Consider the following 15,463-nt stretch of genomic DNA (forward strand, 5'->3'; position numbering starts at 1 on the left):
GCCCGCCTGACTCCACCGCGCATCACGCGCATGACACGAACCGGGATCCCACCGTGGCCTCTGAGCACCTCGTCCCCGCCCATCCCGACGTCCTCGCCGGCCTCGACCACTGGCGCACGCTCGAGGTCAAGCAGCAGCCGCAGTGGCCGGACGCCGCGGCCGTGCACGCCGCGTCCGCCGAGATCGCCCTGCTGCCGCCCCTGGTGTTCGCCGGCGAGGTCGACCTCCTCCGGTCGCGCCTGGCCGCCGCCGCCGACGGCCGCGCGTTCCTCCTCCAGGGCGGCGACTGCGCCGAGACCTTCGCGGGGGCGACGGCCGACGCCATCCGCAACCGCGTCAAGACCGTGCTCCAGATGGCCGTGGTCCTCACCTACGGCGCGGCCATGCCCGTCGTCAAGATGGGCCGCATGGCCGGGCAGTTCGCCAAGCCCCGGTCGAGCGACTCCGAGACGCGCGGCGACCTGACGCTGCCCGCGTACCGCGGCGACATCGTCAACGGCTACGACTTCACGCCCGAGTCGCGCGCGGCGGATCCCGCGCGCCTCGTGAAGGGGTACCACACGGCCGCCTCCACGCTGAACCTCATCCGGGCGTTCACGCAGGGCGGCTTCGCCGACCTGCGCGAGGTCCACAGCTGGAACAAGGGCTTCGCCGCGAACCCGGCCAACCAGCGCTACGAGCAGCTCGCGCGCGACATCGACCGCGCGATCAAGTTCATGGAGGCCGCGGGCGCCGACTTCGACGACCTCAAGCGCGTCGAGTTCTACACGGGCCACGAGGGGCTCCTCATGGACTACGAGCGCCCCATGACGCGCATCGACTCGCGCACGGGCACGCCGTACAACACGTCGGCGCACTTCATCTGGATCGGGGAGCGCACGCGCGACCTGGACGGCGCGCACGTCGACTTCCTCTCGCGCGTCCGCAACCCGCTGGGCGTCAAGCTCGGACCGTCCACCACGCCGGAGACGGTCCACGAGCTCATCGAGAAGCTCGATCCGGACCGCGAGCCGGGCCGGCTGACCTTCATCACGCGCATGGGCGCGGGGAAGATCCGCGACGCCCTCCCGCCCCTGCTGGAGGCCGTCAAGGCGTCGGACGCGAACCCGCTCTGGGTCACCGACCCCATGCACGGCAACGGCCTCACCACGCCCACCGGCTACAAGACCCGGCGCTTCGACGACGTCGTGGACGAGGTGCAGGGCTTCTTCCAGGCGCACCGGGCGGCGGGCACGCACCCCGGCGGCATCCACATCGAGCTCACCGGCGACGACGTCACCGAGTGCCTCGGGGGATCCGAGCACATCGACGAGGCGACCCTCGCGACGCGCTACGAGTCCCTGTGCGACCCCCGGCTCAACCACATGCAGAGCCTGGAGCTCGCCTTCCTCGTCGCGGAGGAGCTGGCCGCCGCGCGCAGCTGACCCGTCCGCACGAGATGAGCCCCGCCGCCCCGCAGGCGACGGGGCTCACCGCGTGCCGCGGCTCGGCGGCCGCGCGTCGGATCAGCCGGATGCGGTGATGCCGAGGTTGATCGTCGACCCGCGGCGGACCATGGCCCCCGCATCTGGGCTCGCCGACGCCACCTTGGTGATGCTGTCGGGCAGGGCGTCCCAGAACGCGGAGTACGCGTACTTGAAGCCCGCCTTGTCGAGCTCGGCTTTCGCTCCATCGCGCGTGAGGCCGACGACCTTCGGCACCGCGACGAGGTCCGGGCCCTTGGAGATCTCGAGCCCCACCTTGCTGCCGGGGGCGTCGCCGAGTCCGGAGCGCACCGGGTTCTGGTCGAGCGGGTAGACCGAAATGACCTCGCCCGCGTCGACGTCGTCGCTGAAGCTCTGCTTCCCCGCCTCGCCGACGAGCCCCGCCTGGGCGAGCGTCGCCACGGCCTGGTCGACGGAGCGGCCGTTCACCTGGGGGATCTTCCCGGCGGCGACCACCAGGGTCACGGGCTGCTGTTCCGGGTACTGGGCCCCGAGCGGGGCTCCGGATGTGTCGAGGACCTGCACGACGGTGCCCTGGGGGGCGTCGCCGTACTGCTTGATCGTCGCCTCCTGCACCACGAAGGGCACGCCCTCCAGGCGCGTGCGGGCATCCGCCTCGGCCGCCCCGGCCACGTCGGGCACGTCCAGCAGCCTCGGTCCGGTCGAGGCGTACACGGTCACGGTGGAGCCCTGGTCGACGGGTGTCCCCGATGCCGGGACGCTGCGGGTCACGTGCCCCACCTCGACGTCCACGCTCGGCTCCTCGGCGCGCGCCACGACGAAGCCCTGGCCCTGGAGCGTCCCCGCCGCGTCGTCGACGGCCATGGCGGCGACCTGCGGCACGGGCACGCGGGCGCCGGGGCCCTGGCCGTAGTACCACCCGGTGCCGCCCGCGAGGGCGGCGAGCATCACGACGAGCAGCGCGAGCATCCAGCCGCGCGAACGTCGGCGCGATCCGGCGGCGGCGAGCGCGACGACGGATTCCGGCTCGGTGCGCTCCGTCTCCTGCCGCGTCATCAGGGGCGGACCGCCCACGACCTGGGTCTCACCGGTCGTGACGGAGGGGAGCGCCGGCGCGCTCGGGAAGACGACCGTGCGCTGCAGCGGTGCCGGGTCTCCCGACCGGGCGTCGAGGCGGTTCTGCACCGCGTAGAGCTCGTCGAGGAGCGCCCGGGCATCGCGGGGCCGCTGCTCCGGGTCCCGGGCGGTCGCCCAGAGCACCAGCTCGTCGAGCTCGACCGGCACGGATGCGTTGGCCGTGCTGGGGGTGGGCACCTGGTCGTTCGCGTGCTGGTACGCGATCTGCATGGGCTGCTCGCCCTTGAACGGCTGCTCGCCCGCGAGCATCTCGTACATCATGATCCCGACCGCGTAGATGTCGCTGCGGGTGTCGGCGATGCCCCGGGTGACGAGCTCGGGGGAGAGGTACGCGATGGTCCCGAGGAGCGCCTGCCCGGTGGCCGTGTTCGCGCTGACGGCGCGGGCCAGGCCGAAGTCGCCGATCTTGATGCGCCCGTCGTCGGCGAGCAGCACGTTCTCGGGCTTGAGGTCGCGGTGCACGATGCCGGCCTTGTGCGCGGCGGCGAGACCAGAGAGCACGGCCTCGAGGATGTCGAGGGTCTGCTCGGGCGTCAGGCGCTCGTACTCCTGCAGCAGCTCGCGAAGCGTCATGCCGGGGAGGTACTCCATGACGAGGTACGCCATGTCGGAGTCCTGGCCCTGGTCGAAGACGTTCACGACGTTGGGATGCGCCAGGCGGGCGGCCGAGCGCGCCTCCTGGATGAAGCGGTCGCGGAACGCGCTGTCGTCAGCGAGGTGCCCGTGCATCACCTTGACGGCGACGCGTCGTTCCAGCCGCAGGTCGGTGGCGACGTAGACCGTCGCCATCCCACCCCGTGCGATGCGGGACCTGACCTGGTATCGACCGTCGAGGAGACGGCCGATCATGGGGTCGGTCGGGCTGGAGGTCACTGGATGATTCTAGGGATCGCCGGTGCCGGGACCTCCCCGGCACACCGGTGCGCCGCCCTGCGGGTGCGCCTGCGGATCGGCGTCAGCCGATCTCGTCGAGCCAGGCCCAGGCGGAGGGCTCCCACTTGGCGTAGGCGTCGGGGTACGCGGAGTACTGCACGGCCTGGGCGGCCTGCGTGACGGTCATGGACTTCCAGCCGGCGATGTCGAGGAGGCCCGCCGTGAGGCCGGGATTGGGGTTGAGGGGGCCGCCGAAGAACGCACGCGCCGCGTAGCGGGTGTCATGCAGCTGGTCGGGCGTGCCCCACCCCTGGCTCGGGCGCTGCTGGAACAGGCCGATGGAGTCGCGGTCGCCCCAGTCGAGGTTGCGGAGCGTCGACTCCTGCGCCGCGGTCGCCAGCGCGATGACGAGCCCGTAGTCGCTCACGCCGGCGGAGCGCCCGACCTCGACGATGATGCGCGCGTTGCGCCGCATCTCGTCGGTCATGATCGTCGTCCCGTTGAGCGACGCCACCTGCACGACGGAGGCCGATGCGTGGGGGATCGTCAGGGTCCTGCCCGCGTAGATGATGCTCGACCAGTTGAGCCCGTTGGCGTTGAGGATGTCCTGCACGGTGACGCCGGACTCCTTGGCGATGCTGTGCAGCGTGTCGCCGGTCTCGATCGTGTACGTGCCGGAGAGCCCCTCCTTCGCGGCGGGGGAGGCGCTGGCGGGCACGGAGGGCGAGGCCGGCGCAGCGGTGGATCCGGCACCCGGGATCGTGAGGTGGTCGCCCGGGAAGATCGTGCTCGTGGCCTGGAGCCCGTTCGCCTGGAGGACCGAGGTCACCGAGACCCCGTGCCTGCCGGCGATGCCGGTCACGGTGTCACCCGCGACGACCGTGTAGCCGGCGCTCGATCCCGTGGACGCTGCCGCGGGCGCGGACGACGACGCGCCCGATCCGCCGAGCGTGAGCGTCTGGCCGGGGAAGATCGTGGTCTTCCAGCCGAGGCCGTTCTGCGCGAGCACGGATGCGGTGGAGATGCCGTAGCGTCCGGCGATGCTGGACACGGTGTCGCCCTGCTCGACCACGTACGTGGAGGGGGCGGCAGCGGTGGGCGCCGCTGTCGGGGCGGCCGTCGGCGCCTGGACCCGGGGGAGCTTGGTCTGAGTCGGACCGGACTTGGCCTTCGGCATGCGCTTCACGGGGGCGGCCTCGGCGGGCGTCGCCATGCCGAGGCTCACCGCGAGGGAGCCGACGAGCAGGATGGGCATGGTCGCGAGGAGCGCCTTGGAGCGCCGGTGCGCCGAGCGTCCGATGGCGGCGTCCGTGGTCTGGTGGGGGTCGCGAGGGGAGGTGGGTTCGCTCATGGGCATGCTGGTCTACTCCGGCCGTCGTGCTCGATTCCCTGATGCAGGTGTTCCACGTTAACACGCAAGGAGTCGAAAAAGCACATAAGGGACGCATGTGACTGGAGTGAACAGCGACACGCCCCTTCGGCGGATAGGCAGGCGCACGACGTCGCGATGGGCCTCGGTCTCCGACGGCGCGTCCCGCGGGTGACCCAGGACGTGCCAGCATGTGAGGCGTGAACGAGCCCTATGCCGACCGTGAGTGGTTGACCGTCCCCGATCTCGTCGACCTCCTGGGTCTCACCGTCAGCCGCGTGCGCCGGCTCATCGAGGACAGGCGGCTCCTCGCGGTCCGCCTCGACGGCGTGCTCAAGGTGCCGTCCGTCTTCCTGCGCGATGGCGAACCGCTGTCCGAGCTGCGGGGCACGATCATCGTGCTCGGCGACAACGGCTTCACGGACGACGAGGCCATGGACTGGCTCCTCACGGAGGAGCCGAGCCTCGGAGCGGCACCCGTCGACGCCCTGCTGGCCGGGCGCAAGGCCGAGGTGCGTCGGGTCGCGCAGGCCAGCGCCTGATCCCCGCGCGCCTGGTCGCCGTCGACCGGCCGCCTCGTGCCGACGCGGTCGTGATCAGGTGACGCGGCGGGTGACGCTGTCGACCAGCAGCTCGAGCTGATTCCGGGCCCGGGCGCCGATCGGGGCGTCGCGCAGCGCCGCCAGCGACTCCCGCACGTGCCGGGTGATCATCCCCTCGACCTCGTCGAGGGCCCCGCTCTCGCGGAGGATCGACTGCAGCACGCGGATCTGCTCGTCGTCGAGGTCCGGATCCCCGAGGAGCGCGTCGACCGTGCGGCGCACGCCGTCGGGCAGGCGTCGTCGGGCCAGCGCGATGAGGACCGTCCGCTTGCCCTCGCGGAGGTCGTCACCGCTCGGCTTCCCGGTCACGGCGCTGTCGCCGAAGACGCCGAGCACGTCGTCGCGCAGCTGGAACGCGATGCCGAGCGGCAGGCCGACGGCGCGGAGGGCGGCGACCTGCTCGGGCGTCGCCCCCGCGAGGCTCGCCCCGACGACGAGCGGGGCCTCGATGCTGTACTTCGCCGACTTGTAGACGATGACGTTGTGGGCGCGGGCGAGCGTGTCGTCCTCCGGCACCGTCGGCCACGCGACCTCCTCCAGCACGTCGAGGTACTGGCCGAGCGTGACCTGGGTCCGCATGGTCGCCAGCTCGGCGCGGGTGGCGCGAGCCGCCGACCCGTCCGCGAGCGCGAGGAGGGAGTCGATGAGGAGCTCGTCGCTCCACCCCAGGAGCAGGTCGCCGAGGAGGGTCGCTCCCGCTTCGCCGAAGCGCGGCGAGGATCCGACCCATCCGCCCGCGGCGTGCAGCGCCTCGAAGCGCCGATGGGCGGCGGGGCGGCCGCGTCGTGTGTCGGACCGGTCGATGATGTCGTCGTGCACGAGCGCGGCGGCATGGAAGATCTCGAGGCCGGCGGCGACGCCGACGACGGCGCGATATCCCGGTCGCTCCTCGCCCTGCGGGCGTCCCGCGGGGGAGGGTTCGAGGTCGATCACCGAGCGCCAGCCCCAATAGCAGAACTGCGCGCGGAACCGCTTGCCCCCTCTCAGCAGATCCGAGGAGAACTCTTGGATGGGCACAAGATCCGGGCTGATCTCCCGCAGTCCCGCCGCCTGCGCCGTCAGGAAGTCGTCGAGGCGGGTCTGGACGTGGCTGACGAGGCGGTCGCTTTCGGGCACCCGCCTAGCCTAGCCAGGGGCAGGGAGCTAGAATTCACGAGTGAATACCAACGCGTCGTCCCGAGCCTGAGGGGAACATGATGCCGCTTTCCGAGCAAGAGCAGCGCCTGCTGGAGGAGATGGAGCGCAGCCTCTATCACAACGACGCAGACTTCGTGGCGACCGTGAGCGGTCGCCGCAGCAGACCGAACTACACGATGGTCGTGGTCGGGGTGCTGGTCATCGTCCTCGGCATCGCTGCCCTGGCGGCCGGCGTCATCACGAAGCTGGCCATCATCGGCATCCTCGGCTTCGCGATCATGATCGTGGGCGCGCTCCTCATCTTCAGCCCGCGTGACGCAGCTGCCGGAGCCTCCTCCTCGTCCGCGCCCCGTGCGCCTGGCAGGGGTGCCGGCAAGCGACCCGCTTCGTCGTCCTCCTTCATGGACCGCATCAACGAGCGCTGGGAGAAGCGCCAGGGTGGTCAGGACTGACCCTCTCCTGAGGCGGTCCTCCACCGCCCTCCACTCGACCCGAAGGGGCCGATCCCGAACGGGGATCGGCCCCTTCTCTTGTGCCCGCCCACGCCCCACATCCCTCCCCGACGCCCCGCCGGCCTCCTCCTGATCGCCAGCGGGGCGTCTTCGCGCGCCCACGGCGCGCCGGTCGCCGGATGTCCCTCCACATCCCTCCCCTCCACCCATGCCGCGAAAACACTGGGATCGGGGGACAGTCCCCGCGAATTCACCCCGCGTCGCTAGCGGTGGGTGGAGGGCTGTGGAGTAAAGTGGAGCAAGTCCTGAACCACGGCCGGAGAGACAGGGGGTGTCGGTGTGTTCCTCGGCACCCATTCGCCTCGTCTCGACGACAAGGGGCGGCTCATCCTCCCCGCGAAGTTCCGCGACGAGCTCGAGGGCGGCGTCGTCATGACGCGCGGCCAGGACCGCTGCATCTACGTGTTCACGACGCGCGAGTTCGAGGAGCTGCACGACCGCATGCGGCAGGCGCCGCTCGCGAGCAAGCAGGCGCGCGACTACATGCGCGTCTTCCTGTCCGGGGCGAACGCCGAGACGCCGGACAAGCAGCACCGCATCACCATCCCGCAGGCGCTCCGCACCTACGCGGGACTCGACCGCGAGCTCGCGGTCATCGGAGCGGGCAGCCGCGTCGAGATCTGGGACGCCGGCACGTGGGACGAGTACCTCACCGCCAACGAGAGCGCGTTCGCCGACACCGCGGAGGAGGTGATCCCCGGACTGTTCTGACCCCGGCCCCTGACTCCCAGCCGTCCGACGCCCTGCCGCACTTCCCCGGTGGCAGGTCGGGACGGATGGGGATCAGGAGCCGCGGACAGGACAGCGGGACGCCATGGCCCTCGACGACATCCACACCCCCGTCCTCCTCGAGCGGTGCCTCGAGCTGCTCGCCCCCGCCCTCCAGGGCGAGGGCGCCGTGCTGGTCGACGCCACCCTCGGCATGGCGGGACACTCCGAGGCATTCCTCGACGCGCTGCCCGGCCTCCGCCTGGTCGGCCTCGACCGCGATCCGGACGCCCTCGCCATCGCGGGGGAGCGGCTCGCGCGCTTCGGCGACCGGGTCCACCTCGTGCACACGGTCTACGACGGCATCGGGCGCGCGCTCGACGGGCTCGGCATCGGGGAGGTGCAGGGGGTGTTCTTCGACCTCGGCGTCTCGTCGCTCCAGCTGGACCGCGTCGAGCGGGGGTTCTCCTACTCCCAGGACGCGCCGCTCGACATGCGCATGGACGGCACCGCCGGCCTCACCGCCGCGCAGGTCGTGGCGGAGTACGACGAGCTCGAGCTGCGCCGCATCTTCTACGACTACGGCGAGGAGAAGCTCGCCCCGCGGTACGCCAGCCGCATCGTCCAGGCACGCGAGCTGGAGCCGATCACCACGTCGGCGCGGCTCGTCGAGATCATCCAGCAGGCCACGCCCGCCGCGGTGCAGCGGGCCGGGCATCCGGCCAAGCGCGTGTTCCAGGCGCTGCGCATCGAGGTCAACCAGGAGTTGAGCGTGCTGGCGCGGGCCATGCCGGCTGCCATCGACCGGCTCGCCGTCGGGGGACGCGTGGTCGTCGAGTCGTACCAGTCGCTCGAGGACCGCATCGTCAAGCGCGAGCTGCGCGCCCGGTCCACGAGCACCGCGCCCGTGGGGCTGCCCGTCGAGCTCCCCGAGCACCGACCGGAGCTCAAGCTCCTCGTCCGCGGCGCCGAGCTCGCGGACCAGCACGAGATCGCCCAGAACCCCCGCGCCGCTTCCGTCCGGTTGCGCGCCGCCGAACGAGCCAGGAGGCGACACGCATGACCGATGCAGCACGCGCGACCGCGCGTCCCCGGATCCGGCCGTCCGCCGAGCCGCCCACCCGCCACATCGAGGTCGTCGCCACCCGGGGCCAGCGTCGCGCCCGACCGCGCACCGTCTACGCCGTGATCGTGGTGGGTGGGCTCTTCGCCGTCCTCCTCGCGCAGCTCCTGCTCTCCATCGGGCTCTCCGACGGCGCCTACGCGATCCAGTCGCTCCAGCAGCAGCAGAAGGAGCTCGACCGCACCCACCAGGCGCTCACCGAGGACGTCGATCGGCTGTCGTCCCCGCAGAACCTGGCCCGGAACGCCCAGGCGCTCGGGATGGTCGCCAGCGCGTCGCCCTCCTTCCTCTCGCTCGACGGCACCATCCAGGGCACGCCGCAGGCGAAGGACGGCGCGACGACGGCCCTCACGGCCGATACGCTCATCGGCAACTCGCTCCTCTCGGGGGTCCCGCTCACCATCGAGAGCGACCCCGCGAAGCGGGCGGCCGCCGTCCAGGCCGCCACCGCGCAGGACGGCGCGGCCGCGGTCGACCCCGGCTCGGCCATCCCGGGCTCTGCCGAGGCGTCCGGCGGGGTGACCGCCGGGACCCCGAGCGCGCCTCCCGCGTCCGGCGCGGCCTCCGGGCTAGCGTCGGCCACGGCGATCCCGACCCCGCAGACACGCTGATGCCGGGCCCCGTCGAGGGGCCGCAGGCGCCGCACGACACCGCTCCGACGGAGCACAGCACCGCACCGCAGGCACCGAGAGGAACCCCCGAGTGAGCACGATCTCGAACCGACGGCGCATCGCCTTCTCCCTCATCGCGATACTCGCCGTCATCGGGGTCTTCGTCGTCAAGCTGATCGACATCCAGGTCGTGCAGGCCTCGGAGCTCAACGAGGAGGCGCTGGGCAAGCGCGCGATCTCCCAGACCATGCCCGGCGTCCGCGGCAGCATCTACGACGCCGACGGCAAGGTGCTCGCGGACAGCGTGCTCCGCTACGACGTGACGATGGATCCGTCCAAGGCCGGGCCGTTCACCCGGACGGTCACCGGCGACGACGGCAAGCCCGCCAAGCAGGACGTGTCGCTCGCGGACGCCGAGTCGCAGCTGGGCGCGATCACGGGACAGAAGCCCGAGGAGATCGACGGGCTCATCACGGGAGCGCTCGCCCAGGACCCGAAGTCGCTCTTCGGCTACGTGACCAAGGGCGTCGACGTCGACGCGTACCTCGCCATCCGGGACCTCAAGATCCCGTGGATCTACTTCCAGGCCGTCTCCAGCCGCACCTATCCCAACGGCCAGATCGCGGGCAGCATCCTGGGCTACATCGCGGGCGACGGGACGATCAAGGCCGGGCTCGAGCAGGAGTACGACTCGTGCCTCGCCGCCCAGGACGGCGCGCAGACCTACGAGCGCGGCGCGGACGGCGTGCCCATCGCCGGCAGCACCGTCACGCAGAAGCCCGCCGTGGACGGCAGCGACGTGATGACCAACATCGACACCGACCTCGAGTACTTCGCGCAGACCGCCGTCGCCGAGCAGGCCGTGAAGGTGGGCGCCGACTACGGGCACGCGACCATCGTGGAGGTCAAGACGGGCAAGGTCCTCGCGGTCGCCGAGTACCCGTCCGTCGACCCCAACGACGTGTCCGCCACGAAGCCCGAGGACCGGGGGAGCCGGGCCTTCAGCTCGCCGTTCGAGCCCGGATCCACGCTCAAGGCCGTGACGGCCGCCGCGCTCCTCGACTCCGGCAAGGCCGACGCCGGCACGCACGTGGTGGCGCCCTACACGTTCACGCGCCCGAACGTGAAGCTCAGCGACAGCTACGTCCACCCCGACCTGCACTTCACGCTGGCGGGCGTGCTCATGGACTCGTCGAACACGGGCATCTCGACGCTCGGCGAGCGCCTCTCCGCCGAGGACCGCTACGGCTACCTCAAGGCCTTCGGCGTGGGCGACAAGACGGCCATCGACTTCCCCGGTGAGAGCAGCGGGCTCGTCCGGCCGTACCAGGACTGGGACCCGCAGACCAACTACGCGACCATGTTCGGCCAGGGCCTCACCACCACGGCCCTGCAGGTCGCGAGCATCTACCAGACCATCGGCAACCACGGCGTGAAGCTGCCGCTCTCGCTCGTCTCCGGCTGCAAGGCCGCCGACGGCACCGTCACGGACCAGCCCTCGACCCAGGGCACGCAGGTCGTCTCGCCCCAGGCCGCCGACTCGACCGTGAACATGCTCGAGACGGTCGTCACCGACGGGCACCTCTCCAAGGACCTCACGATCCCCGGCTACCGGGTGGCCGCGAAGTCCGGCACCGCCCAGGTCGCGGAGGCCGACGGCAAGTACGGCAAGAACTACCTGGTGTCGATAGCGGGCCTCGCGCCGGCCGAGGACCCCCAGTACGTCGTGTCGATCAGCCTGGCCAATCCGGATACCATGAAGTCCTCGGCGGCCGCGGCGCCCGTCTTCCAGAAGATCATGTCCCAGGTCCTGAAGACGTACCGGGTGCCCCCCTCCACCGTGCCGTCCCCGAACCTCGCCACGACCTACTGAGAGATGAGGGCGATGACCTCCCCTGCCACCCCCGCCCTCCGCCCCGAGCATCCCGTCGCACGGTCGCTGTCCGGCCTCGTGCGCGACTTCGCGCTCGACGTCGTGGGCGACGTGGACGACGTGGAGGTCACCGGCGTCACCCTCTCCTCGGGCGACGTCCAGCCCGGCGACCTCTACGTCGGGCTCCGCGGTGCCCGCGCGCACGGCGCCCGATTCGCCGCCGACGCGGCCGCGAGCGGCGCGGTCGCGGTGCTCACCGACCCCGACGGGCTCGCCGACGCGCAGGGCTCCGGACTGCCGGTGATCCTCACCCCGGAGCCGCGCGCGGCCCTCGGCGACATCGCCGCGTGGGTCCACCGCTCGGCCGACAACCCGGCGACGCTGTACGGCGTCACGGGCACGAACGGCAAGACGAGCGTGGTCTACCTCCTCGACGGGCTGCTCCGCCAGCTCGGCGTCGTGACCGGCCTCACCTCCACGGCCGAGCGGCGCATCGGCGAGGAGAGCATCACCAGCCGCCTCACCACCCCCGAGGCGAGCGAGCTGCACGCGCTCCTCGCCCGCATGCGCGAGGCGGAGGTGCGCGCCGTCACGATCGAGGTCTCGGCGCAGGCCCTCACCCGGCACCGCGTCGACGGCCTGGTCTTCGACGTGGCCGCCTTCATCAACCTGAGCCACGACCACCTCGACGACTACGCGGACTTCGAGGAGTACTTCGACGCGAAGCTGTCCTTCTTCGACCCCGACCGCGCGCGCCGGGGCGTCGTCTCGCTCGACACCGAGTGGGGCCAGCGCATCGTCGAGGGCTCGCGGATCCCGATGACGACGATCTCCTCGAAGCCCGGCGTCGAGGCCGACTGGACCGTGACGGTGCTCGAGCAGACGCCGGACTCCACGGGCTTCCGCCTCGAGGGCCCCGACAACCGGGTGCTCGTCTCGCGCGTCCCCGTGCCCGGGTGGTTCATGGCCGCGAACGCGGGCCTCGCGATCGTGATGCTCGTCGAGTCGGGCTACGACCTCGACGCGGTCGCCCACGTCCTCGACCGCGACGGCGGCATCCAGGCCTACATCCCCGGCCGCGCCGAGCGCGTCTCCGGCGACACCGGGCCCCTCTTCTTCGTCGACTACGGGCACACGCCCGACGCCTTCGAGCAGACCCTGCAGGCGCTGCGCCCGTTCACGCCGGGCCGCCTCGTCATGGTGTTCGGCGCCGACGGCGACCGGGACACCACGAAGCGCGCCGAGATGGGCGCGATCGCGGCGCGGCTCGCCGACGTCGTGGTCATCACCGACTACCACCCGCGCTACGAGGACCCGGCGTCGATCCGGGCGAGCCTCATCGCGGGGGCCCGTGCCGCGGTCCCGGACCGCGAGATCCACGAGGTGCCCGACCCCGCCACGGCGATCCGCACCGCGGTGTCGCTGGTCGGCGAGGGGGACACCATCCTCGTCGCCGGACCCGGGCACGAGGACTACCACGAGGTGGCCGGGCGCAAGATCCCGTTCTCCGCCCGTGACGACGCGCGCGCGGCCCTCCGCGACGCAGGCTGGAGCTGACATGATCGCCCTCACCCTCGCCGAGATCGCCGAGGCGGTCGACGGCCGCCTCCTGCTGCGCGGCGACGCGACAGCGCAGACCGTCGTCGACGGCGCGGTCGACACCGACAGCCGGCTCATCGCGCCCGGCGGGATCTTCGTCGCCAAGCCCGGCGAGGAGACCGACGGCCACCTGTTCGCGCCCGCGGCGGTCGAGGCCGGCGCCGCCCTCCTCCTCGTCGAGCGCGAGCTCGACCTGCCCGTGCCCCAGGTGCTCGTCCCCGACGTGGTCGACGCCCTCGGACGGTTGGCGCACGAGGTCGTGGCGCGGGTGCGCGCGCTCGGCGACCTGCGGATGGTCGCGGTCACGGGATCCAACGGCAAGACCACCACCAAGAACCTGCTGCACGCGATCCTCTCCACGCAGGGCGAGACCGTGTCGCCCGTCGCGTCCTTCAACAACGAGGTCGGCGCGCCGCTCACCATGCTCAAGGTCACGCGCTCCACGCGCTTCCTCGTGGCGGAGATGGGCGCGAGCGGGCTGGGCGAGATCACGCGCCTGATCCGCATGGCGAAGCCCGACGTCGGCATCGTGCTCACCGTCGGCCTCGCCCACGCGGGCGGCTTCGGCGGCATCGAGCGGACGCTCGTGACCAAGACCGAGATGGTGAAGGACCTGCTCCCCGAGGACACCGCCGTGCTCAACGCCGACGACCCGCGGGTCTCGTCCATGAGCGACAAGACCGAGGCACCGGTGCTGTGGTTCGGACGGGACGCCCGGGCCGCCGTCCGCGCGACCGACATCGTCGCGTCCGCCGCCGGCACGACCTTCGCGCTCCACCTGCCGGACGGATCGGCGCGACCGGTCTCCTTCCGCGTGCTCGGCGAGCACCACGTCACCAACGCGCTGGCCGCCGCGGCGGGCGCCTGGGCGCTCGGCGTCGACGGCGACTCCATCGTCTCCGCGCTGCAGACCGTCCAGCGCGCCGAGCGCTGGCGCATGGAGGTGCTCGGCGGCAACGGCGTCACCGTGATCAACGACGCCTACAACGCGAGCCCCGACTCCATGGCTGCCGCCCTCCGCACGCTCGCGCAGATCCGCGGGCCGGAGCAGCGCACGGTCGCGGTGCTCGGCGAGATGAGCGAGCTCGGCGAGTTCTCCGAGGAGGAGCACGACCGCGTGGGCCTGCTCGCGGTGCGCCTCAACATCGGCCAGCTCGTCGTGGTGGGCCGAGCCGCCCGCCGACTGCACCTCGAGGCCATCGCGCAGGGGTCCTGGGACGGCGAGTCGATCTTCGCCGAGGACGTCGACGAGGCCCGCGAGATCCTCGACCGGATCCTCCGCGACGGCGACCTCGTGCTCGTGAAGTCGTCGAACTCCGCGGGGCTCCGCTTCCTCGGCGACGAGCTGGGGGAGAAGCACTCGTGGTAGCCCTCCTCGGCGCGGGCGCCATCTCGCTCGTCTTCACGCTCTTCCTGACGCCGCTGTTCATCAAGCTGTTCCACCGGCTGCAGTGGGGCCAGTTCATCCGCGACGACGGTCCGCAGTCGCACCACACCAAGCGCGGCACCGCGACCATGGGCGGCATCGTCATCATCCTGGCGAGCGTGCTCGGCTACTTCGTGGGGCACCTGCTCACGTGGGACGGGATCCGCTTCGACCCCGTGACGCCGTCGGGCCTGCTCGTCGTGTTCATGATGGTGGGCCTCGGCTTCGTCGGCTTCCTCGACGACTACCTGAAGACCCGCAAGCAGCAGTCCCTCGGCCTCGGCGGCTGGCAGAAGATCGCCGGCCAGGTGCTCGTCGCCGCGGTGTTCGCGGTGCTCGCGATCACGCTGAAGGACCCGGTCTCCGGCCTCACGCCCGCGTCCACCGCCATCAGCCTGTTCCGCGACCTGCCGATCGACTTCCTGGCGCTCGGGGCGGTCGTCGGCACGGGCCTGTTCATCGTCTGGATCTGCCTCATCGTCGCGAGCACCTCGAACGGCGTCAACGTCGCGGACGGGCTCGACGGCCTGGCGGCCGGGGCGTCGATCTTCTCGATCGGCTCGTACGTCATCATCGGCTTCTGGCAGTTCAACCAGTCGTGCGACAGCGTCTCCAGCTACCAGAACGAGTACCGCTGCTACGAGGTGGCGAGCCCGCTCGACCTCGCGATCATCGCGGCCTCCATCGTGGGCGCGCTCATCGGCTTCCTCTGGTGGAACACCTCGCCCGCGCAGATCTTCATGGGCGACACCGGCTCCCTCGGCCTCGGCGGCGCCCTCGCGGCCCTCGCGATCCTCAGCCGCACCGAGCTGCTGCTCGTCTTCATCGGCGGCCTGTTCGTGATCGTCGCGGGCTCGGTGATCCTGCAGCGCATCTACTTCAAGCTCACCAAGGGCAAGCGCATCTTCCTCATGAGCCCGCTCCATCACCACTTCGAGCTCAAGGGCTGGGCGGAGGTCACGGTCGTCGTGCGCTTCTGGATCATCGCCGGCCTGCTGGTCGCGGCGGGCGTCGGCACCTTCTACCTGGAATGGATCACGCAGTAGAG

Annotated in this window: 13 protein-coding genes; 10 read left to right on the forward strand and 3 right to left on the reverse strand. The window is 71.6% G+C overall.

Going from position 1 to position 15,463, the window contains the following annotated elements; genetic code table 11:
- The first annotated feature begins 53 nt into the window (after nucleotides 1–53).
- Nucleotides 54–1,424, forward strand: a complete 1,371-nt coding sequence (locus ITJ44_RS15220; protein WP_012038561.1) for a class II 3-deoxy-7-phosphoheptulonate synthase — start codon at nucleotides 54–56, stop codon at nucleotides 1,422–1,424.
- 81 nt (nucleotides 1,425–1,505) lie between these two features.
- On the opposite strand, the gene pknB is transcribed toward ITJ44_RS15220, so the two are convergent.
- Nucleotides 1,506–3,455, reverse strand: coding sequence for a Stk1 family PASTA domain-containing Ser/Thr kinase (pknB, locus tag ITJ44_RS15225; protein WP_194636385.1), 1,950 nt, complete (start codon nucleotides 3,453–3,455; stop codon nucleotides 1,506–1,508).
- 82 nt (nucleotides 3,456–3,537) lie between these two features.
- Complete coding sequence (locus tag ITJ44_RS15230) at nucleotides 3,538–4,812, reverse strand: LysM peptidoglycan-binding domain-containing protein (protein ID WP_194636386.1); 1,275 nt, start codon at nucleotides 4,810–4,812, stop codon at nucleotides 3,538–3,540.
- A gap of 212 nt (nucleotides 4,813–5,024) precedes the next feature.
- On the opposite strand from ITJ44_RS15230, the gene ITJ44_RS15235 reads away from it, so the two are divergent.
- Nucleotides 5,025–5,366, forward strand: coding sequence for an Rv2175c family DNA-binding protein (locus ITJ44_RS15235; RefSeq protein ID WP_194636387.1), 342 nt, complete (start codon nucleotides 5,025–5,027; stop codon nucleotides 5,364–5,366).
- Nucleotides 5,367–5,420: 54 nt separating this feature from the next.
- On the opposite strand, the gene ITJ44_RS15240 is transcribed toward ITJ44_RS15235, so the two are convergent.
- Nucleotides 5,421–6,542: a polyprenyl synthetase family protein gene (locus ITJ44_RS15240; RefSeq protein WP_194636388.1), complete on the reverse strand. Its 1,122-nt coding sequence runs from the start codon at nucleotides 6,540–6,542 to the stop codon at nucleotides 5,421–5,423.
- Nucleotides 6,543–6,619: 77 nt separating this feature from the next.
- Between ITJ44_RS15240 and ITJ44_RS15245 the strand changes: the two genes are divergently transcribed.
- From ITJ44_RS15245 to mraY, 8 genes are all read left to right on the forward strand, one after another.
- Nucleotides 6,620–7,015 carry a DUF3040 domain-containing protein gene (locus ITJ44_RS15245; protein WP_194636389.1) on the forward strand — a complete coding sequence of 132 codons (396 nt, stop codon included), beginning with the start codon at nucleotides 6,620–6,622 and terminating at the stop codon, nucleotides 7,013–7,015.
- A 339-nt stretch (nucleotides 7,016–7,354) separates the two neighbouring features.
- Entirely contained in the window at nucleotides 7,355–7,786 is a 432-nt protein-coding gene (gene mraZ / locus ITJ44_RS15250; protein ID WP_012038555.1) for a division/cell wall cluster transcriptional repressor MraZ, read from the forward strand.
- A 103-nt stretch (nucleotides 7,787–7,889) separates the two neighbouring features.
- Nucleotides 7,890–8,846 carry a 16S rRNA (cytosine(1402)-N(4))-methyltransferase RsmH gene (gene rsmH, locus ITJ44_RS15255; protein WP_119456140.1) on the forward strand — a complete coding sequence of 319 codons (957 nt, stop codon included), beginning with the start codon at nucleotides 7,890–7,892 and terminating at the stop codon, nucleotides 8,844–8,846.
- The gene (locus tag ITJ44_RS15260; RefSeq protein WP_194636390.1) at nucleotides 8,843–9,517 is read left to right on the forward strand and encodes a hypothetical protein; all 675 of its coding nucleotides are present in this window, start codon (nucleotides 8,843–8,845) and stop codon (nucleotides 9,515–9,517) included. Before rsmH ends, ITJ44_RS15260 begins: the two co-directional genes overlap by 4 nt.
- A 91-nt stretch (nucleotides 9,518–9,608) precedes the next feature.
- Nucleotides 9,609–11,390 (forward strand): penicillin-binding protein 2, encoded by a 1,782-nt coding sequence (locus tag ITJ44_RS15265; RefSeq protein WP_194636391.1) that lies wholly within the window; start codon nucleotides 9,609–9,611, stop codon nucleotides 11,388–11,390.
- A gap of 12 nt (nucleotides 11,391–11,402) precedes the next feature.
- Nucleotides 11,403–12,947, forward strand: a complete 1,545-nt coding sequence (locus ITJ44_RS15270; RefSeq protein ID WP_194636392.1) for a Mur ligase family protein — start codon at nucleotides 11,403–11,405, stop codon at nucleotides 12,945–12,947.
- A 1-nt stretch (nucleotide 12,948) separates the two neighbouring features.
- Nucleotides 12,949–14,358: a UDP-N-acetylmuramoyl-tripeptide--D-alanyl-D-alanine ligase gene (gene murF, locus ITJ44_RS15275; protein WP_194636393.1), complete on the forward strand. Its 1,410-nt coding sequence runs from the start codon at nucleotides 12,949–12,951 to the stop codon at nucleotides 14,356–14,358.
- The gene (mraY, locus tag ITJ44_RS15280) at nucleotides 14,352–15,461 is read left to right on the forward strand and encodes a phospho-N-acetylmuramoyl-pentapeptide-transferase (protein WP_194636394.1); all 1,110 of its coding nucleotides are present in this window, start codon (nucleotides 14,352–14,354) and stop codon (nucleotides 15,459–15,461) included. Before murF ends, mraY begins: the two co-directional genes overlap by 7 nt.
- The last annotated feature ends 2 nt before the right edge of the window (nucleotides 15,462–15,463 follow it).

The organism is Clavibacter sp. VKM Ac-2873, from assembly GCF_015351075.1.
Lineage (GTDB): Bacteria > Actinomycetota > Actinomycetes > Actinomycetales > Microbacteriaceae > Clavibacter.